Origin of the sequence: Clostridium pacaense, from assembly GCF_020709765.2 — a bacterium.
Taxonomy (GTDB): Bacteria; Bacillota; Clostridia; order Lachnospirales; family Lachnospiraceae; genus Enterocloster; species Enterocloster hominis.
Genome location: NZ_JAJFEB020000023.1, coordinates 15,473 through 33,418, shown reverse-complemented (window position 1 = coordinate 33,418; position 17,946 = coordinate 15,473). Strand labels below are relative to the sequence as shown.

Below are 17,946 nucleotides of genomic sequence, written 5' to 3'. Positions count from 1 at the left end.
CTCATTACCCCTTATCTTTTTCATCGGTTCCATCCCCCCGCCCCACGATTGTATCATATTCCAGGGGTATCTTAACAGTGATTTCCGTATATTTCCCCTCTTCGCTCTCAATGGTGAGGCCGTACTGCTCCCCGTAATTCAGCTTGATGCGGCGCTCCACATTGGGAAGGCCGATCCCGCTCATGGTATTGCCCTTGACCTTTTCCGTGTTGTCCAGGATGGCGGCAAGCTTCTCCTTCGGTATCCCCCGGCCGTCATCCCTTACCTGGATCAGCAGGCATCCTTCTTCCTCATATGCGCGGATCAGGATGGTGCCGTGTTTGCCGTTTGGTTCAATGCCGTTGAAGATGGCATTTTCCACAAGGGGCTGAAGGGTCAGCTTGATTACCATGGCGTTCAGAAGCTTCGGATCGTCCACCTTTACCTCCAGGTCGAACAGCTCCACATATTTCACCTTTTCAATGGTCACATAATCGTTCAGGAAATCCAGTTCCCGCTGAAGGGTGACCTTCTCGTCAAAGCCTTTAGCCATGTTCTTTAACAGGCCGGAAAGGGCGGTCACCATCTTCACAATGCCGCTGTTTTTCTGGATGACGGCAATCCAGCGGATGGAATCCAGGGTGTTGTAGAGGAAATGGGGATTGATCTGGGCCTGAAGCATTTTCAGTTCCAGCACGCCCTTTTCCCTTTCATTCTCCAGCCGTTCCGCCATCAGTCCGTCAATCTGCTGGGACATGTCATTGACCACCTTGCCCACGGTCCCGATTTCGTCCTCGCCCTCAATATCAGGATCCCTTGTAAAGTCCCCGGCCGCCACATCCCCGATGTGCCTGACCAGGCGGTCAATGGGCTTCTTAATCTGGTTGGTGATGAGCACGGACAGGATGAACCCGAATATCAGGCAGGCCGCGAACATGATGATGACGGTCTGGATGATCATAAGGCGGTCGCTGGTCAGGCTGTCCAGGGCCAGGTTCTCATATACCAGGATACCGCTGCGCTGGTATTTTTCAAAAGCCACCAGGCTCTGCTTCCCGTGGACCTTCATCTCAAGAAGCCCCTTATCCTTCCCGGAGTCCAGAAGGCCTCGGATGATCCTGTCATTCTCCTCCCTGTGTTCCTCCGGCTCGTAGAGGGAAGCCACCCGCTTGCCGTCCCCGGTCACCACCACGGCTTCCTGGCCGCCGCCCGCATCCTCCAGCATATCCTGGAACAGCTGGGTGGAAAGGCTTAACACCACCCAGCCCCCAGGCGCGGCGCTGCTGCCCAGGGTCCTGGCAATGGGGAGCACATTTCCCTCATGCTGGAAAAACGGGTTGGGCACCAGGTCCAGCTCATAGCTGTCCATTGTTTTTAACAGCTCGTCCTCCAGCCAGCCGCCTTTTAATATTTCCCTGGCATCCTCCGTGCTTCCAAAGGAGGTGCCTGTCTGCACAAGGCTCCCCCTGTCGTCAAAGACGGACAGCTTCACAATATAGTCCCCGTACTCCGTGATTGCACAGTAATCCTTGATGCGCTCCGCATAATCCAGCCCCTTCTTCCTGGCCGCAGGCGTTGTCTGCCTGCCCACTTCCCCCAGGTTGAAGGTCCCACGCTCCGTGCAGTTGAGCACGATGTTGATCATTTCCTCATAGGCCAGCTGGTAGCGGTAGGATACCCCCTCCACCTGGTGCTGCAGCGAGTTCTTAGCCACCTCCAGCGTCTTGCGGCTGGCCGTTATGTAAGTGCACACACTGACAAATATGGCAATGACGCAGATAATGAAAAAATTGTACCGTATCAGCCGCGAGCGCAGCGTTTTTCCCCATATGAGTTCCTTCATGACTACCTCCCGTACGCCTGTCCCATTGCGATGGGCTTCCCTCTATTATACCATGCGCCCTGTTTCTTGCAAACAACTGAAAAAAGAGCTGCCCCGCCGGGACAGCCCTCAAGTATGATTATGATTGTAATCCTAGAGCGTGTTTGAAAATTGCTTTCCGTCGGCTGTGCGTCCCACTTTGTGGGAGATTTGGTCCCGATGATGGAGGCGTAGCGGGCTACGCTGACTGAATCGGGGCCAAATATACCGCGAAGTGGGGCGTGCAGACGGCGGGAATGAATTTTCAAACACGCTCTAGCCCAGCACCTGGGGCAGCCAAAGGCTGATGGCCGGGATGAACGTAATAAGCAGCAAGGTGATGACCATGCACAGGTAAAACGGCAGGGTGGCCTTCACCACCCGCTCCATGGGCACCTTGGAGACGGCGGAGCCGATGAAGAGCACGGCGCCCACCGGAGGGGTCAGAAGGCCGATGCCGCAGTTTAACACTACCATGATGCCGAACTGGACCGGGTCAAGTCCGATGGAGGTGGCAATGGGCAGCAGGATTGGCGTAGCTATCAGTATGATGGGGGCCATGTCCATGATGCAGCCAAGAATCAGCAGGATCAGGTTCAGCAGCAGGGCCAGGATGATGGGGTTGTTGGTAAAACCTGTTATGGCGCCTGCAGCCATCACCGGAACATGGAGACGGGTCAGGCAGTAACCGAATATGCTGGAGGTCGCGATGAGGATCAGCACAATGGACAGTGTGTCCACACACTCTCCCATGACCCGCCACACGCCTTTCCAGTCAAGTCCCCGGTAGATGAACACGCTGACAACCAGGCTGTAGATGACTGCAATGGCAGCCGACTCAGTTGCAGTGAACACGCCGCCCACCACGCCTACCACCACGATCAGCACGGCCGCCAGGGCCCAGAAGGACACACTCAGCTGTTTTAAAAGGTTGGAAATGCTGAACGGGTCGCCCTTTGGATAATTGCGCTTCACGGAAATGATATAGGAACCTATCATCAGGGAAACCGCCAGCAGCGCGCCCGGTATGTACCCTGCCAGGAACAGGCTTCCTACGGAAACGCCTCCGGCCGTGGTTGCATAGATGACCATATTGTGGCTGGGAGGCACCAGAAGCCCCTCACAGGAGGAGGTGATGGTGACCGCAGTTGAAAAGTCATCGTCATAACCCTGTTCCACCATCATGGGAATCAGGATGGAACCGATGGAGGCCGTGTCCGCCGCAGCGGAACCGGAAATCCCTCCAAAGAAATAGGATGCCACAATATTCACCATGGCCATGCCGCCCCGCATCCATCCGACACAGGCATCGGCCAGGGCTATGAGTTTCTCAGAGATGCCTCCCGAGCCCATGAGACAGCCCATTACAATGAAAAACGGTACCGCCATCAGGCTGAAGGAGCTGATTCCCTTCACCATCTGCTGGCAGATGGCTGCCAGGGGGAGGCCCTGGTAGAGCAGGCAGAGCACAGAGGAAAGGGCCACTGCGTACGCAATGGGGAACCTCAGTAATATCATGGCAAAAAAGCTTGCAAGTAAAATCAGGATTGCAGTATTCCCACCGCCCATATGATCATTCCTCCTCTCTGGTGCAGATTGCTTTTATGTGGTTATACAGGGCTTCCAGCTCAAATATCAGCATCGCCACGCCTGCCAGGGGAACCGGGAAATACATCCAGAACCTGGACAGCCAGGGCATGCTCACATAGAAGCCCTTGGAGCCAATGCCCTTTGCATACTTCCAGCCCACGGTAATCATGATGACTGCAAGCACAAGGACAGCTGCGTCCGAGAGGATATCCAGGGCCCGCACCACCTGCTTTGGCAGATAGGTGTCAAAGGCAGTCATGCGGATATGGGCATTCCTGCGGATGGCCAGGGCGGCAGACAGCACTGCCATATAGGCCATACAAGTCAGCACAACCTCCTCACTCCAGGCCGGGTCCGGGATAAACGGTATGTAACGTCCGGCAACCGCCATACAGGTGATGAGGATATCCACGGTGAGGAGCAGTTTGCACAGGAACATGACGAATGCATAGGTCCTGTCATATACAGGTTTGATCTTGTCAATGGTTTGAAACAGAGATGACATGGCACTCTCCCTTCTTTTGATGATGGCATTAAGAAACCTGACCGCAGCGAGCTCTTACTGACTAAGTCATTATAAAAATATTATAAAGGAGATGGCGGGACTGTCCTACCGTAAGTTTTTGTGAATTTTAGTAAAATTTTATCTTTTTTATATATTGTGCACAAAAAATATGCCTGTTAAGAAATTTTAACAGGTTATTATTAACAATATTTTAACACTATTTTTATGGTATCTTAATGCTGCAGCGTGCCCTTTTTAGCTATCCTTATGCTTTTCTTATGCTGTCCTTATGATTTCTTAATGTACCGGGAAGGGGACCTGGAATGTCATAAAACCCGCCCGCTCCCAATATACTTTTAATAATTCCCATTTCCCGGAGTTCTCATGAAGGAGTCCTTAACACCATCTTCAAACATATCCAAACGCCTCTCCCCACGGAAGCTGGCATTCATTACAGGAACACTGCTCCTCACCTCAACGGGGTTCATATGCCGTATCCTGGGATTTTTTTACCGTATATTCATGTCCCGGACCATTGGCGCAGAGGGGCTGGGTATTTACAATATGGTACATCCCATATTCAGCATCTGCTTTGCGGTGTGCGCAGGCTCCATCCAGACCGCGCTGTCCCAGTACGTGGCCGCCAACCAGGCCCGGGGCAAGGCCGTGTTCAAGACAGGCCTGGTCATTGCCATGGGCATGTCATTCCTCCTGGCCTGGGGTATTTACGGCAACGCAGGTTTCCTGGCGGAAAAGTTCCTGTTAGAACCAAGGTGCGCCCCTTACCTGCCCGTGATGGCCGTGTCCGTGCCCTTTGCAGCCCTCCACGCCTGTATCAACGGTTATTATTATGGCATGCAGAAGGCCAGGGTGCCCGCGTTCTCCCAGGTGGCGGAACAGGTCATCCGCATGGGTGCCGTGTTCCTTATGGCCGGCGTTTGGCTGGATTCAGGACGTGAGATCACGGTCAGCCTTGCGGTATACGGTCATTTAATCGGGGAAATGGCTTCGGCTGCATTTACCGTATTCTGCCTTGGATTCTTCCCGCCTGCCGGAACGGAGGGTAATAAGATAAGGAAGGCAATCCCCCTCTCCTTCCGTGAAACAGCCGCCCCACTGATGGCCCTGGCCCTTCCACTGATGGGCAACCGGCTGATACTCAATGTCCTTGGCAGCGCCGAGGCAATCTGGATTCCCAACAAGCTGATGAGTTCCGGCCTCACCAACTCAGAGGCCCTGTCCATATACGGCGTGCTCACCAGCATGGCCCTGCCGTTCATCCTGTTCCCCTCCGCCATCACCAATTCCATGGCCGTCCTGCTGCTTCCAACGGTTGCCCAGGCCCAGGCGGACGGCAACGAGGGGCGTATCTCCTCCATGATTTCCATGTCCCTGCGCTACAGCTGCTACATGGGGGTCCTGTGCATCGGCATCTTCACCCTATTCGGTAACCAGCTGGGCGTGGGCGTGTTCCATGACCAGAATGCAGGCACCTTCATCACCATTCTGTCATGGCTGTGCCCGTTCATGTATCTGGCCACCACCATGGGAAGCATCTTAAACGGACTTGGGAAAACCTCGGTCACGTTTTTCCAGAATGTCTGGGCCATGGTCATACGGCTGGCTTTTGTGCTTTTTGCCATTCCAAGGTTTGGGATCCAGGGTTATCTCTGGGGGATGCTGGCCAGCGAGCTGGCCCTGGCGCTTATGAGTTTCCTGGCAGTGAAACGGCAGGTCCCTTTCCACTGGGACACGGCCAACATGATTGTGAAACCGGTCATCCTCCTTCTCATATCCATTGGGATGTACCTGGCATTCTCCTGTGTGGCAGCCTCTCTTGGCAGCCTGCCGCTCTTTGTCGAGACAGCAGTGAATATCCTGTTCCTGTGCCTCTGCTATATGGGGCTGCTTCTGCTGTTCCATAAAAGGAAACCGCTTCCGTAAAGGGCAGCCGCTTCCGTAAGGGCAATCATTTCTGTAAGGGCAGCCGCTTCCGTAAGGGTAATCACTACCATAAGAAAAGGAGGGGGGCACTCCCTCCTCCAATGGACTGTTTTATTGTGACAGCAGATAATCGATTGCCTGGGCCAGACCGCCTTCCCACACATTGCCAGTGATATGATCCGCGGCCTCAAGGGCCTTTCTGGTCCCATTGCCCATGGCGATACCAATGCCTGCGTATGCAAGCATGGACGCATCGTTATTCCCGTCCCCAATGGCCGCCATTTCCTCAGGTTCAATCCCGTACCGGGCAATCACTTCCCGGATGCCTGAGCATTTGCCTCCGCCCTTGGGGGTTAAATCCACGCCTTCCCCGTCATGCCATACCGTATACCCGCATTCCGGCAGGAAGGCTGCCAGCCTGACGGCTTCCCTTTCATTAAGATAGGGGATTACCTGGTATATATCATGTTCCAGGGCCTGCCTTACATCCCCCACCGGAGGAATCCTGGTTCCGATCCCATCCTGCACCCGGATCACACGCTCATCCACGTAGTTCAGATACCAGTTTTCCGCTTCCATGAACAGACAGGGAAATGGTGTCCCTTCCAGTATCTTAAGAAGGATGGCAATCTGGCTGCGTGGGATAGGGTTCTTATAGATGACCGGACGGCCAGGGGTTCCTTCATAGCAGTACTGGCCGTTCAGGGTAATATACGCGTCAAATGCCAGTCCCTCCAGCAGGTTCTCCGATTCCACCTCCAGGAAATGGCGGCCCGTCGCAATGAACAGCCGTATCCCCGCATTCCTTGCCCTGTCAAGGGCATGTCTGGTATCCTCTGAAATCCCCTTTTGATTAAATCCTCTCAGCGTACCGTCTATGTCAAAAAATATCGCCTTAACCATGTCCTTTCCTTCCTTTCCGCCCCGTTTTCCCGAAAACACGCGCTCCTGTCAAGAGGCTGTTACCATTATAGCAGTATGGAAACATTTGCGGAAGTACCGTTATTGACTTTCTTCTGGTTTGGATATATATTTATTAAACGGCTGTTTTTTAGACATTCGGATATTTATATATGGAAAGGATTGAATTTTTATGGGTTCTGCAAAAGAAGCAAAAGAAATAGACCTGGGTTCAGGAAGCGTGGGACGGCTGCTGTTTAAGCTGGCTGTTCCTGCCATCACTGCCCAGATCATCAATGTTTTATATAACATGGTGGACCGCATGTACATCGGCCACCTGCCCGGCGTGGGCGCCAGCGCCCTGACCGGTGTGGGTGTCACATTCCCGGTCATCATGGCCATCTCGGCCTTTGCCGCCCTGGTGAGCATGGGCGGAGCGCCAAGGGCGTCCATCATGCTTGGGAAGGGCAGGAAGGAGGAGGCTGAGAACATCCTGGGTAACTGTACCACTGCCCTGATTGCGGTGGCCCTTGTGCTCACTGTATTCTTCCTGACCTTTGGCAGGAGCATCCTGCTGATGTTCGGCGCCAGCGGCAATACCATCGAATATGGCTGGGCCTACATGCAGATTTATTCCCTGGGAACCATCTTCGTGCAGCTGGCCCTTGGGCTTAACGCATTCATCAATGCCCAGGGATATGCAAAGACAGGCATGCTTACCGTGCTCATCGGCGCTGTCTGCAACATCATCCTGGACCCAATCCTGATGTTCGGGCTGCACATGGGGGTGCGGGGCGCGGCCCTGGCAACCATTATCTCCCAGGGCATCTCCGCCACCTGGGTGGTGCTGTTCCTCCTGTCCGGTAAAAGCTACTTAAAGATACGCCCCTGTTATATGAGGCCCAGGGCAGATATCCTGATGCCCGCCATTGCACTGGGCGCGGCCCCATTTGTCATGCAGTTCACGGAAAGCATCCTGAACATCTGCTTTAATACCTCGCTGTTAAAATACGGCGGGGACGTGGCCGTGGGCGCCATGACCATCATGGGAAGCGTGATGCAGTTCTCCCTCCTTCCCCTCCAGGGCCTGACCCAGGGCGCGCAGCCCATCATCAGCTTCAACTACGGCGCAAGGAAGATAGACCGGGTCAGCCGCACCTTCTGGATCCTGCTGGCTACATGTATGTGTTATTCCACCGTGCTGTGGGCTGTCAGCATGTTCGCACCGGGGGTGTTCATCTCCATCTTTACAAAGGACGCTGCCCTGACCGCCTTCAGTACCTGGTCCATCCATGTCTATATGGCGGCCGCCCTGCTCTTCGGCGCCCAGCTGGCCTGCCAGCAGACCTTCATCGCCCTGGGCGACAGCAAGACCTCCCTGTTCCTGGCCCTGCTGAGAAAGGTCATCCTGCTGATCCCGCTTATCTATGTGCTGCCCGGGCTTTTTGAGAACAAGGTGTTTGCTGTTTTCCTGTCAGAGCCCATCGCGGATACCATTGCGGTATGTACCACGGTTACGCTGTTCATAATATCCTTCCGGAAGCTTAGGAGGACCATGGGGTAGGTTTACCTGAATCAAACCGCCCTCTTTAACTCCCCGCTTCCAATATCCATCACAAAACCATATATGGCCACGTCCTCCGGCATCAGCGGATGGTTCCTGAGCAGTTTAACGCTATCCCGCACAGAGTCCTGCGGATTTTCAAATCCGGTAAACCACTGATGGAAGTCCAGGCCCTGTGCCTTCATATCCAGGACAGCCCTGCGGGAAATGCCCCGTTCCACCATATGTGATACCACGGTCCGCTCATCCATGCCCTGCACGCCGCAGTCCGTATGGCCGATTACCATGATTTCCTCAACGCCCAGCTCCAGCACTGCAATCAGCAGGCTGCGCACCGTGCTGTCCAGGGGGTTGAGGATTAAACCGCCTGCATTTTTTATCATTTTCACATCCCCGCCCTTAAGTCCCAGGGCGGCGGGCAGGAGGGGCGGTCAGTCGGGTGTCCATGCAGGTCAGGACAGCCACTTTTTTTCTGGGCCTTTTATCTGACTGGTAAGACAGGGCTGCGCCGCTTCCGGCAAATCCTGCATTGAACTCCAGCATTTCCCTGATGGGACTGCCGTCCCTGATGTCCCAAAGGCTTTCCCCTGTCACTCCCATGAATCTATCTCCCTGGCTATCTTCTCTTTTGTCCACTGGTCCGCAAAGGAAGTCCGTATGGCATTCTTCATGACAGCCTTCCCTTCCTCCTTTGTCAACCTGAAATGTTCCTCCATCAGCCCCAGTTCCTGTGAAACCGTGGTTCCCGTCACGGTACGGTTATCCGTGTTAAGGGACACCAGGAGGCCATTGTCCAGGAACTCCCGCAGGGGATATTCCCCTATCCCGGCAACCGCCCCGGTCTGTAAGTTGCTCTTTGGACACATCTCGACCCCCACATGCTTCTCACGGCACAGTTCCTGAAGCCTGGGATTGCCTCTCATGGCAATGCCGTGGCCCACCCTGGCAGCGCCGTATTCCACAGCCAGTTCAATATTGCGGGCCCTGCCGCATTCCCCTGCATGGATGGTGAATGGTATGCCCGCCTCTCCTGCCCTGGCAAAATACTCCCGGAACAGCTCGTTGGGATAAGCCGCCTCATCCCCCGCCAGATCCACCCCGGCCACCCCCTTTCCCAGATACGCCTTCGCCAGTTCCAGGTTCTTAAGGTTCATCTCATCCGTAAACTGCCGCATCCCGCACAGCAGGATGGCGCAGATGATCCCGGTTTCAGTCCTTGCCCTGGATAATCCCGCTGCCACCGCCTCAATCACTGCCTGGGCAGGCAATGCGTCCGAAGCTGACAGAAGGGGGGCAAAGCGTATCTCCATATACCTGACATTTTCCCCGGAGGCGGCGCAGGCGGTATGATAGGCCGCCTGGTAGAACGCCTCCTCTGATTTCAGGCACCTGAGGGGAATCTCAAATGATTTTAAATAACCGGCCAGGCTCCCGCACTCCTCATCCGCCCGGACCAGCTTCAGGAAATCCTCCCGTGCTTGCGGAACCCTGACCATTCCCTTCCTGCACAGCTGCAATAATACATCGGCCGGAATGGAACCGTCCAGGTGACAGTGCAGCTCCACCTTCGGTATGCTGTCAATCCACATATCTTCCCCTCTCTTCCCTTATGGCTGCATGTTAGAGCGTGTTTGAAAATTCATTCCCGCCATCTGCACGCCCCACTTCGCGGTATATTTGGCCCAAATTCACTTAACGTAGCCCGCTACGCCGCGCTCATTTGGGCCAAATCTCCCACAAAGCGGGACGCACAGCTGACGGAAAGCAATTTTCAAACGCGCTCAGGCTTCCCTGATTTCCACCACATATTCTTTTTCCCCATCCAGGCCATATCTCCTGGCAAAGTATCCCTGATTGCAGCCAATGGTCACAAAGGAAGCCAGGTCATTGAAGATAAGGTTGGACCCTACTGGCACATATCCAAAGGAACGCTCATAGGGAACCCGCTCATGGAACACTTCCTCTCCCTCACAGGTAATGGTTATATCCGTCATGTCCCCATGCTTAAAACCGGTCTTCGCAAAATCCACGTTCAGCACGGATAATTCCGCGCTTCCAAACGGGTCATAGCTCTGGATGCACGCCTTCACATATTTGTCTGAAACCTCAGCCCCATATACCTCATGGCGCACGATTTCCTCCACGGGATAGGATTCCCCTACCTCCTCATAGGTAATCAGGCCGGAGGCCAGCTTTGCCGCGCAATATGCAAACAGATCCCTGCCATGGAAGGTGTGCACATCCCTGGTATTATTGTAGCGGTTTTTCTGTTCGTCAATCTCCCGTATCTGCGTGATTCCTATCATATCCTGGAGATATGTAAGGGTCCCGTTGTCCGGGGTCACAACATAGCTTCCATTTTTAAGCCTGGCCACGGACGCCTTGCGGCTGGTGCCCACACCCGGGTCAACCACGGACACGAACACGGTCCCTTCCGGCCAATATGGCACGGTATACTGTAAACAATAGGACGCAGCCTTTACGTCAAATGCAGGCAGTGCGTGGGTGATATCCTCCACCTCCAGTTCCCTGTCCACAATCCTGCACATTCCGTGCATGGATGCAACTAAACCTGAGTCCGTTCCAAAATCAGACTGCATTACAATAATCGGTTTCATGCCTTTACCTCCTTCTCAATCTCCATGGTCCAGTCCGGACCTTCATGTATATCATATGCTTCAGCCATGTTGACACAATTCGTGGCTATCTGTATCTGCAGTGTCTCGCTGGTCATCAGCAGCGGTTCCCCCTTTTCCACCGACCCGAAGGATGGCACATACGCTACATTGCCCTCAAACACAGGTTCCTGCCTGTTCCTGTTGCGGATTGCCACATGGAGCATATCGCCAAAGCTGATTCCATTTTCCTCAAATACCTCTGCCGGTATGTTGGTGCAGATAAGTCCGAAGTGATAGTCAATGGCGTCTATCATGCCGGATATCCTGCCTCCGTCTGCCTGGTACGGAATGATCTCATGTTCCACAATTTCCTCAACCGGGTAGCTCTCCCCCACCTCCCCGTAGGTGATGACTCCTGCGGCCAGCCTGGCGCCGCAGTATGCGAACAGGTCCCTGCCATGGAATATATGGCACTTCTTTGTTTTCTGGAGACGGTTCCTTGTCTCGTCTATGATACGCACTTCCTCTATGCCGAAAAACTTCTTTAAATGCGTCAGGCTTCCATTATCCGGCGTCACCACATAGCTGCCGTTTTTCAGCCTGGCCACACAGGCCCTCCTGCCGGTGCCAACCCCCGGGTCAACCACGGATACGAATACGGTTCCCGCAGGCCAGAAATCCACCACAAAGCTAAGGGATGTGGAAGCCTGGTAGGTGTCAAAGCTCCTGATATCGTGGGTGCTGTCAAATACCCTCAGCTCCGGGTCCACCATCATGCATACGCCCTGCATGGTACACACGGATATGTCTTTGGTAAAATCGGTCTGCATTACAATTGCTGGTTTTGTTTTCATAACTTGATTCCTCCATTTTATTTGTCTTACTGCAGTATCTATAGAATTGATTCGAACTCCCCGATGGGATATTCTTCACCATTTCTCTTTTTTTCCAGGGATGCCCTCAGGGCTTCCATCTTCCTGTCCTTTAACGGTGTGATGATGATTGCCAGGCTTGCAAGGACCATGCAGATGCCGGGCAGGACCGTGAACAGGGAGCTTATCATGCTCCTTACGCCCTCAGGCTGGACTGCCAGCGTCGCGTCGAACCCGCTTTTCTGAAGCAGGATTCCCTGTATCCCGGCTGCAACCGCGCCCCCAAGCTTTAACAGGAAGGAGTAATAGGACATGATGATGCCGTCCCGCTTCTTACCATTTTTAAACTCGTCATAGTCAATGACATCATATAAAAAGTTAAATACGCACATCCAGTAGGCGCATGTGCCCACTCCCACCAGGGCCACGTATATGCAGCCTGACACCACGCTGTTTATATCCACGAATTTCGCCAGGATCATCACGATTCCGCTGAACATGGTGCATGCCACGAACACCCCGGTCTTGGTGAATACGGCCACAGCCTTGGTGATGAATGGGATAAATGCAATGGATACGATATTCATGGCCGTAAACATGGCGGAAGCCTGGGTCTCGCCCATCCCCATGTTAAAGGTGACGTAGTACAGCAGGTTTGAGTTAAACAGAGTAAGGTAGACATTGGTGAACAGGGCGCAGGCAATGACCAGAAGGTAAGGCCGCATTTTCATAAGGCTCCACATTTCCCGGAAGAAGTCCCTTGCGTGCATGGAGGGCACGTCCACATTTTCCTCAATGGGTTCCTTTCCCTTGGTGCATCTCCACATGATAAGGATGGAGACAACCGTGATGGCGGCGGAGACCACGGCGGCGGCAAGCCATGCCTGGGAGTCGCCGAAGCCCTTTTTCAGCAGGCAGCCCACCAGGAAGGTGGGGACCGAGCTTGCACAGAATATCCCCACATAGCCCAGGACCTCCCGGAAGGCGGATACCTTCACCCGCTCGCTGTCAATGTCCGTGAGCACCGAACCAAATGAATAGTACGGTATGTTAAACGCGGTATAGGCGGTCCAGAATACCAGGACAAGGACCAGGAAATATATGTTTTTCTGTGTCTGGGGCAGGTTCACGTTCATGAACATGAAGATGATTGACGCCCCCATGGGAATCAGGGATCTGAATATGTAGGGCCTGCGCTTCCCCTTCCTGCTTTTTGAATGGTCCACCATGTATCCGATAACCGGGTCCGTGACAGCGTCCCAGGCAATGGCAATGGATATGATGGCCCCGGCTATGACCGGGCTTACCCCCGCCACCGTAATCATGAAAAATGAGAAAAATGACAGTACGAAGTTGTAACAGGTGGAATCCCCGATGGATCCTACCGTATAGCCTAGAATTTCCTTGATGGATAAGTGTCTGTTGTTCATATGTATGGTTCCCCTCCATTTTGTATAGTTCTTAGAACTGGGCCGTTCCCCAGCTTCCATATTCCACAAACCCTGCTTTTTCACACAGGGCTTTCGACGCCTCGTCCCCTGCAAAAATGCATGGGGTGCGTTTCCCCTTCTGAATCTCCCTGCACAGCCCTTCCATGATCCTGGACGCATATCCTTTCCTGCGGTATTCCGGGCTGACCCCGATTCCTCCCAGCATCACCGTCAGGTCCGCACTGGCCGCGCTGTTGCCATGGGCTATGATCTTCCCATCCTTTTCCATGATGACATGAATCCCCTCACCGCTGCGGATACGGTTCTCAATCATGGCCTTCTGGGTGTACAGCGGCCTTAGCTGGGGGATTCCCATAAGGAAATCATAAATCCGGTCCACATCGTCAAGACCGGCGGGCCGGACGGCGGGCGGTTCCTCTGTGGGAAGCTCCTCTGTGGGTGATTCTTCTATGGATTCTTCTGTGGGCTCTTCTATGGGATTTGCCGTCCCCGCCTTCCCTTCATAAGTGTACAGCACCTTCTGTCCATATTCATAATCCCGGTCCAGACCGGAACATATGCGGCTTACCAGCTCCGCCCGTCCCATAACCGTGGTAATCCCACCGGTGACCAGCGAACCTGCTTCCCGGTAATCAATGGCTCCGGCATCCCCCGCCACTATGAAATTATTATAGTACCTGAGGAAAATGCCGCAGCACCCTTCCTTTGCCTCCTGCATGTACACGGTCTGGTAATCCTTATCAAACCCGTATCTTGTGATATCGGCTATGATGAATGTGTGGTACACCGGTTCCTGTTGCAGATAGCGCATCAGCACATGGTAATCCTTGTCACTGCATTTTCTTATCATTCCTGCTTCCCTCAATCGCTTTCCATTCACTTGTTCAACATGTTTAACTTGTTTAAAGCTTATCACCAGTTTTTCTTAAAGTCAATAAAAGAACGGCAAAAATATTCTTTTCATTAATTTACACAAGTATTATGTCTCATTTTTATGCACATCTCACAAAATGTGTCTATTTCCCCATATATACTTCTGTTTCATCCCGGAGAGATATAATTGTATCTTGAATCACAAAGGAGACAGATTGGATATTTACATTGAAGTTTAAAGAAAAATATGTTAATATAAACATGTTGAACAACATGTGATGGTTTCTGGCCGGACGGAGTACTGGATGGAGGCTAAAAGGAGACTAAGATGAAGACTAATTTACGCAGTGAGACAATGCCCACCTACCTGGGCGTTTATAATTCTTTATATACGGATATCATGAACGGGGTCTATCCCCCGGAAACCTATCTTCCGGGCGAGACAGCGCTGTCTGAAACCTACGGCGTCAGCAGGAATACCCTGCGCCAGGCCCTTGCCATCCTGAACGAGGACGGCCTGATCATCAAGTCCCAGGGCAAAGGCACCTTTGTGCCCCCGCGTTCCAAGGCCACGGCAGAGGAACCGATTACCAATCTGATGATGTCCCCTAAGAAATGCCATGTGACGGAAACCATCCTCAGCTACAACTACGGTTCCCCCACCGACATCGCCCGCAATAAGCTGGAGCTTTCCAAAAACGATATCGTGCTGGCCTGCAACTGCGTATACAAATCAGAGGAAACAATATTGGGCTATACCTTTACCCAGATTCCAGCCGCTTTTTTCCCTGACCTGGATCTGAATACAGCAAATCAGGATTCCATCAGGACCACGGTGCTGGAAACCGTGTTCTGCCATGCGGCCAAGGAAACACTGACCATCAAGCTTATCTATGCCAATGAGATGGAGGTGGAGTTTCTTAAAACCCCTGTGGGCACGCCTCTCATCCTGATTGAATCCATATATTCCAACAAGGCTGGCAGGCCCTTTGCAAGGTATAAGTTTTATATCCTGCCGGAATATTATCATCTGGAATTCACAAGGAAGTGATGTCGCGGGATCCAATATGCAGAATGAGACACGGAAAAAAAGCAGGTACCTGATTCCCAAAAGGGAACGGTATCTGCTCTTTCATATCCGGCAGGCACGCAGCCAGCCAAACCGTATATGACGGGAAAGTCCCATACCGCCGGACGGTTATTTATCCTTCATATATTCATCCATGGCATCCACCACTGTCTTTGAGTATGCCACTGCCTCCACCACGGTCTTGGCGCCCAGGACCACGTCGCCGGAGGCAAATATCCCTTCCACCGTGGTGGCGCCATTCTCCGAGGTCTGAAGCAGGCCGTTCCTGGTGGCCTTCAGGCCGTCCGTTGTGTTGACCAACTTGCTCTTTGGCCCCTGGCTGATGGAGATGACAACCGAATCCACGTGAACCTGTTCCGTATCCTCTGAATACCCGGTGATATTGCCCTCCTCATCATAGAATACGTCCTTAAACACCGGACCGTCATCATTGATTTCCACAATCCCCTTGCAGAATTCAAACTTTGCCCCGTCAAGCATTGCATACTGTGTCTCGTGGAGGCTGGCGTCAGAGTGCCTGCCCCTGGCGTACAGGGTCACATGGCGGGAACCTTTCCGGATTACGGTGCGGGCCACGTCCATGGCGGAATTGCCCACGCCGATGATTGCCACCTTATCCCCCAGATCATATGCATCCGGGTTCGCCAGGTAATCAATGGCAAAATGGACATTGCCCAGGGACTCCCCCTTAACCCCAAGGGTCTTTGGACGCCACACCCCTGTGCCGATGAAAATACTCTTGTATCCGTCGCGGAACAGGTCCTTAATCTCCAGGGCGCCGCCGATGGTGGTGTTGGGCCTGATCTTAATGCCAATGGACAGAAGCTTCTTCTTATAACGGTCCAGGATGGACTTGGGGAGCCTGAATTCCGGTATGCCGTACTGGAGCACGCCCCCGATCTTGTCCCTGGAATCAAATATGGTCACGCTGTAGCCCCTCTGGGTCAGCATGATTGCAATGGTGATGCCTGCGGGGCCTGCCCCGATAACAGCCACCTTTTTCCCGTTCTTAGGAGCGCAGTCTATCTTAATCCTCTCCAGGCATGTATCCGATATATAGTTCTCAATGCTGCTCACATGAACCGGCTGCCCTTTCCTCCCCAGGACGCAGTGTCCTTCGCACTGGCGCTCATGGTTGCACACAAGGGAACACACAAGGGACATGGGATTATTGGCAAACAGCATGGCTCCCGCATCCTCAAGGCCGCCTTCCTTAAGGGCCTTGATCATGGCCGGGATCGGCGTATGGATGGGGCATCCCTGCTGGCACATCGGTTTTTTACATTGAAGGCATCTATCTGCTTCGTCAATTACATGAACTGCCATGGTATGTTTCCTCCTCATTTTGAAACATGGTCATCTGTTTTCTCTTCATTCCGTTTTTTGCAGACCCATCATAGCACGGCCTTAGGACGGCTGCAAGAGCGATGGTGTACTTTTTGCAGAACAGCTTGACGCAAAATTAACGGTATCACGGGGAATTTCCCATGATATTCCAGTTGCTGCCCACGGCCCTGCCCTGGGCCTTTATACGGGAAAATGCCTCCGGCAGACCATTTTACAGGTCCGCCGGAGGCATTTTCCCATTCCTGGATATTGTTAAATTTTTCATCCGTTAATAAAATAACTTTTATGCGGCAGCCCTGCTCCTGCCCAGGGCACGGAACACCCCTGTCACCTCCAGTATCTTTGCCACATTGAAGAAGATCAGGGAATCGATGGGCCACATAATCAGGTTCCTCATGATACGCGGTATCAGCATTGCCATGAATGCCTTTCCGTATAACAGGGAAAGCGCCCATGTGTTTAAGAGCAGGTTACAGACAATGGCAACCACCAGCTGGATTGCCAGTACCCGCCAGAAGCTGATGGGCTTTTTGTAGAACGCGCATCCGTACAGCAGGCCCTTTAACGCCACGATCAGGGTCAGGGCCGGCATGAATGGCCCCATTGGTTTTACCAGGTACTTGAGGATATCCAGGGCGCCGGCAAACACGCCCCCGGCCACAGGGCCGAACAGATAGGCGGCCAGCATGTTGGGAATCCCGGAAAAGCCTACCCTGACCGTATCTGTTATGTAGATGGTCAGGGAGCCCAGGATCACACCGATGGCTGCCAGCATGGCGCAGACCGTGATGGTCCTCACCTGCTTCAGTTCCCGGAAAGAACTTGTGAATGTTTCATTGAATCGTTTCATGGCAATTACCTCCTTTGCAGATTTCTCGTACTACAGACGGAGAGCATGCCAGGTATTGCCATTGGGCTGCCCCGCGCACGGCGGTGCATCCATGGAAGGCACAAAAAGCGGCCCTGCACGGAAAATCCGCGCAGTCAGGCCGCTCCATCATCTCTGTATGCAGCGGGATGCGGCTTATGTACCGCAGGAAACCGAAGGTTCCTTTCGTCCAGCTGACAACTCCCTGTTCAGCCGGCACTTAACGCACATATGCCTACTCTGCTCTTCAATATTTTATTATGCCGTTCAACACGGCACTTACTATACTATACACCATATGGTGAAATATGCAAGCACTTTTTGTTTCAATCCACGCTCGGTATATTGTCGAAGTGCGACTGCATCCTACGTAGATGCGTGGTTGACCTCATGGCAGTGGGGGATACCGATTACTCTCCGCCCACCACTGCCGTTAAGTTTGTTTTTGGCAATTCATCTCATCACCTTAGAGGATGGGAGAATC

16 protein-coding genes, 3 pseudogenes and 1 riboswitch are annotated in these 17,946 nt (G+C 53.1%); of the genes and pseudogenes, 4 read left to right on the top strand and 15 right to left on the bottom strand.

Features of this window, described 5'->3' with window-relative positions; genetic code table 11:
- Nucleotides 1-4 precede the first annotated feature (4 nt).
- Together LK536_RS54125 and LK536_RS54120 are read right to left on the bottom strand one after the other, a co-directional pair.
- Entirely contained in the window at nt 5-1,822 is a 1,818-nt protein-coding gene (locus LK536_RS54125) for a sensor histidine kinase (RefSeq protein WP_227796674.1), read from the bottom strand.
- Between the two features lie 2 nt (nt 1,823-1,824).
- Nucleotides 1,825-2,049 (bottom strand): annotated as a pseudogene (locus LK536_RS54120) (DUF6783 domain-containing protein); the annotation flags it as partial.
- Here LK536_RS54120 and LK536_RS54115 point away from each other — a divergent pair.
- Nucleotides 1,966-2,148 (top strand): annotated as a pseudogene (locus LK536_RS54115) (DUF6783 domain-containing protein). The pseudogenes LK536_RS54120 and LK536_RS54115 overlap by 84 nt on opposite strands.
- Here the strand turns inward: LK536_RS54115 and LK536_RS54110 are convergent.
- Together LK536_RS54110 and LK536_RS54105 are read right to left on the bottom strand one after the other, a co-directional pair.
- The gene (locus tag LK536_RS54110) at nt 2,117-3,409 is read right to left on the bottom strand and encodes a TRAP transporter large permease (protein WP_008722609.1); all 1,293 of its coding nucleotides are present in this window, start codon (nt 3,407-3,409) and stop codon (nt 2,117-2,119) included. The pseudogene LK536_RS54115 and the gene LK536_RS54110 sit on opposite strands and share 32 nt — an antisense overlap.
- A 4-nt stretch (nt 3,410-3,413) precedes the next feature.
- Nucleotides 3,414-3,935, bottom strand: a complete 522-nt coding sequence (locus tag LK536_RS54105; protein WP_008722607.1) for a TRAP transporter small permease — start codon at nt 3,933-3,935, stop codon at nt 3,414-3,416.
- 384 nt (nt 3,936-4,319) lie between these two features.
- Here LK536_RS54105 and LK536_RS54100 point away from each other — a divergent pair, with 384 nt between their 5' ends.
- Entirely contained in the window at nt 4,320-5,879 is a 1,560-nt protein-coding gene (locus LK536_RS54100; protein ID WP_040381514.1) for a putative polysaccharide biosynthesis protein, read from the top strand.
- A 111-nt stretch (nt 5,880-5,990) separates the two neighbouring features.
- On the opposite strand, the gene LK536_RS54095 is transcribed toward LK536_RS54100, so the two are convergent.
- On the bottom strand, nt 5,991-6,782 hold the full coding sequence (locus tag LK536_RS54095) for a Cof-type HAD-IIB family hydrolase (RefSeq protein WP_008722600.1): 792 nt from the start codon (nt 6,780-6,782) through the stop codon (nt 5,991-5,993).
- Nucleotides 6,783-6,972: 190 nt separating this feature from the next.
- Here LK536_RS54095 and LK536_RS54090 point away from each other — a divergent pair, with 190 nt between their 5' ends.
- Nucleotides 6,973-8,343, top strand: coding sequence for an MATE family efflux transporter (locus LK536_RS54090; RefSeq protein ID WP_008722598.1), 1,371 nt, complete (start codon nt 6,973-6,975; stop codon nt 8,341-8,343).
- An 11-nt stretch (nt 8,344-8,354) separates the two neighbouring features.
- Here the strand turns inward: LK536_RS54090 and LK536_RS54085 are convergent, their stop codons facing one another.
- From LK536_RS54085 to LK536_RS54050, 8 genes and pseudogenes are all read right to left on the bottom strand, one after another.
- Entirely contained in the window at nt 8,355-8,726 is a 372-nt protein-coding gene (locus LK536_RS54085) for a beta-class carbonic anhydrase (protein WP_331472249.1), read from the bottom strand.
- A 16-nt stretch (nt 8,727-8,742) separates the two neighbouring features.
- Complete coding sequence (locus tag LK536_RS54080; protein WP_331472248.1) at nt 8,743-8,943, bottom strand: hypothetical protein; 201 nt, start codon at nt 8,941-8,943, stop codon at nt 8,743-8,745.
- Entirely contained in the window at nt 8,934-9,932 is a 999-nt protein-coding gene (gene add, locus LK536_RS54075; protein WP_227796673.1) for an adenosine deaminase, read from the bottom strand. The genes LK536_RS54080 and add overlap by 10 nt, the downstream gene beginning before the upstream one ends.
- Nucleotides 9,933-9,950: 18 nt before the next feature.
- A pseudogene (locus LK536_RS54070) lies at nt 9,951-10,118 on the bottom strand (DUF6783 domain-containing protein).
- Between the two features lie 6 nt (nt 10,119-10,124).
- Nucleotides 10,125-10,961, bottom strand: a complete 837-nt coding sequence (locus LK536_RS54065; protein WP_227796672.1) for an SAM hydrolase/SAM-dependent halogenase family protein — start codon at nt 10,959-10,961, stop codon at nt 10,125-10,127.
- Nucleotides 10,958-11,815, bottom strand: coding sequence for an SAM hydrolase/SAM-dependent halogenase family protein (locus LK536_RS54060; protein WP_227796671.1), 858 nt, complete (start codon nt 11,813-11,815; stop codon nt 10,958-10,960). Before LK536_RS54060 ends, LK536_RS54065 begins: the two co-directional genes overlap by 4 nt.
- Nucleotides 11,816-11,853: 38 nt before the next feature.
- Nucleotides 11,854-13,263, bottom strand: coding sequence for an MFS transporter (locus tag LK536_RS54055; protein ID WP_008722589.1), 1,410 nt, complete (start codon nt 13,261-13,263; stop codon nt 11,854-11,856).
- Between the two features lie 31 nt (nt 13,264-13,294).
- Complete coding sequence (locus tag LK536_RS54050; protein WP_227796670.1) at nt 13,295-14,134, bottom strand: GNAT family N-acetyltransferase; 840 nt, start codon at nt 14,132-14,134, stop codon at nt 13,295-13,297.
- Nucleotides 14,135-14,485: 351 nt separating this feature from the next.
- Between LK536_RS54050 and LK536_RS54045 the strand changes: the two genes are divergently transcribed.
- On the top strand, nt 14,486-15,208 hold the full coding sequence (locus LK536_RS54045) for a GntR family transcriptional regulator (protein ID WP_008722585.1): 723 nt from the start codon (nt 14,486-14,488) through the stop codon (nt 15,206-15,208).
- Between the two features lie 147 nt (nt 15,209-15,355).
- Here LK536_RS54045 and LK536_RS54040 read toward each other — a convergent pair whose 3' ends face one another.
- Nucleotides 15,356-16,573 (bottom strand): NAD(P)-dependent oxidoreductase, encoded by a 1,218-nt coding sequence (locus tag LK536_RS54040; protein WP_025482754.1) that lies wholly within the window; start codon nt 16,571-16,573, stop codon nt 15,356-15,358.
- Between the two features lie 304 nt (nt 16,574-16,877).
- Nucleotides 16,878-17,444 carry a folate family ECF transporter S component gene (locus LK536_RS54035; protein WP_008722581.1) on the bottom strand — a complete coding sequence of 189 codons (567 nt, stop codon included), beginning with the start codon at nt 17,442-17,444 and terminating at the stop codon, nt 16,878-16,880.
- Nucleotides 17,445-17,602: 158 nt separating this feature from the next.
- Nucleotides 17,603-17,707: riboswitch (THF riboswitch) on the bottom strand.
- Between the last annotated feature and the right edge of the window lie 239 nt (nt 17,708-17,946).

Excerpts from the sequence above, each read along its gene's own strand:
- LK536_RS54100 (WP_040381514.1), top strand. The coding sequence starts at position 4,320 with ATGAAGGAGTCCTTAACACCATCTTCAAACATATCCAAACGCCTCTCC.
- LK536_RS54065 (WP_227796672.1), bottom strand. The coding sequence starts at position 10,961 with ATGAAACCGATTATTGTAATGCAGTCTGATTTTGGAACGGACTCAGGT.
- LK536_RS54045 (WP_008722585.1), top strand. The coding sequence starts at position 14,486 with ATGAAGACTAATTTACGCAGTGAGACAATGCCCACCTACCTGGGCGTT.
- LK536_RS54055 (WP_008722589.1), bottom strand. The coding sequence starts at position 13,263 with ATGAACAACAGACACTTATCCATCAAGGAAATTCTAGGCTATACGGTA.
- LK536_RS54090 (WP_008722598.1), top strand. The coding sequence starts at position 6,973 with ATGGGTTCTGCAAAAGAAGCAAAAGAAATAGACCTGGGTTCAGGAAGC.
- LK536_RS54110 (WP_008722609.1), bottom strand. The coding sequence starts at position 3,409 with ATGGGCGGTGGGAATACTGCAATCCTGATTTTACTTGCAAGCTTTTTT.
- LK536_RS54085 (WP_331472249.1), bottom strand. The coding sequence starts at position 8,726 with ATGATAAAAAATGCAGGCGGTTTAATCCTCAACCCCCTGGACAGCACG.
- LK536_RS54035 (WP_008722581.1), bottom strand. The coding sequence starts at position 17,444 with ATGAAACGATTCAATGAAACATTCACAAGTTCTTTCCGGGAACTGAAG.
- LK536_RS54105 (WP_008722607.1), bottom strand. The coding sequence starts at position 3,935 with ATGTCATCTCTGTTTCAAACCATTGACAAGATCAAACCTGTATATGAC.
- add (WP_227796673.1), bottom strand. The coding sequence starts at position 9,932 with ATGTGGATTGACAGCATACCGAAGGTGGAGCTGCACTGTCACCTGGAC.
- LK536_RS54050 (WP_227796670.1), bottom strand. The coding sequence starts at position 14,134 with ATGATAAGAAAATGCAGTGACAAGGATTACCATGTGCTGATGCGCTAT.
- LK536_RS54095 (WP_008722600.1), bottom strand. The coding sequence starts at position 6,782 with ATGGTTAAGGCGATATTTTTTGACATAGACGGTACGCTGAGAGGATTT.
- LK536_RS54125 (WP_227796674.1), bottom strand. The coding sequence starts at position 1,822 with ATGAAGGAACTCATATGGGGAAAAACGCTGCGCTCGCGGCTGATACGG.
- LK536_RS54060 (WP_227796671.1), bottom strand. The coding sequence starts at position 11,815 with ATGAAAACAAAACCAGCAATTGTAATGCAGACCGATTTTACCAAAGAC.
- LK536_RS54040 (WP_025482754.1), bottom strand. The coding sequence starts at position 16,573 with ATGGCAGTTCATGTAATTGACGAAGCAGATAGATGCCTTCAATGTAAA.
- LK536_RS54080 (WP_331472248.1), bottom strand. The coding sequence starts at position 8,943 with ATGGGAGTGACAGGGGAAAGCCTTTGGGACATCAGGGACGGCAGTCCC.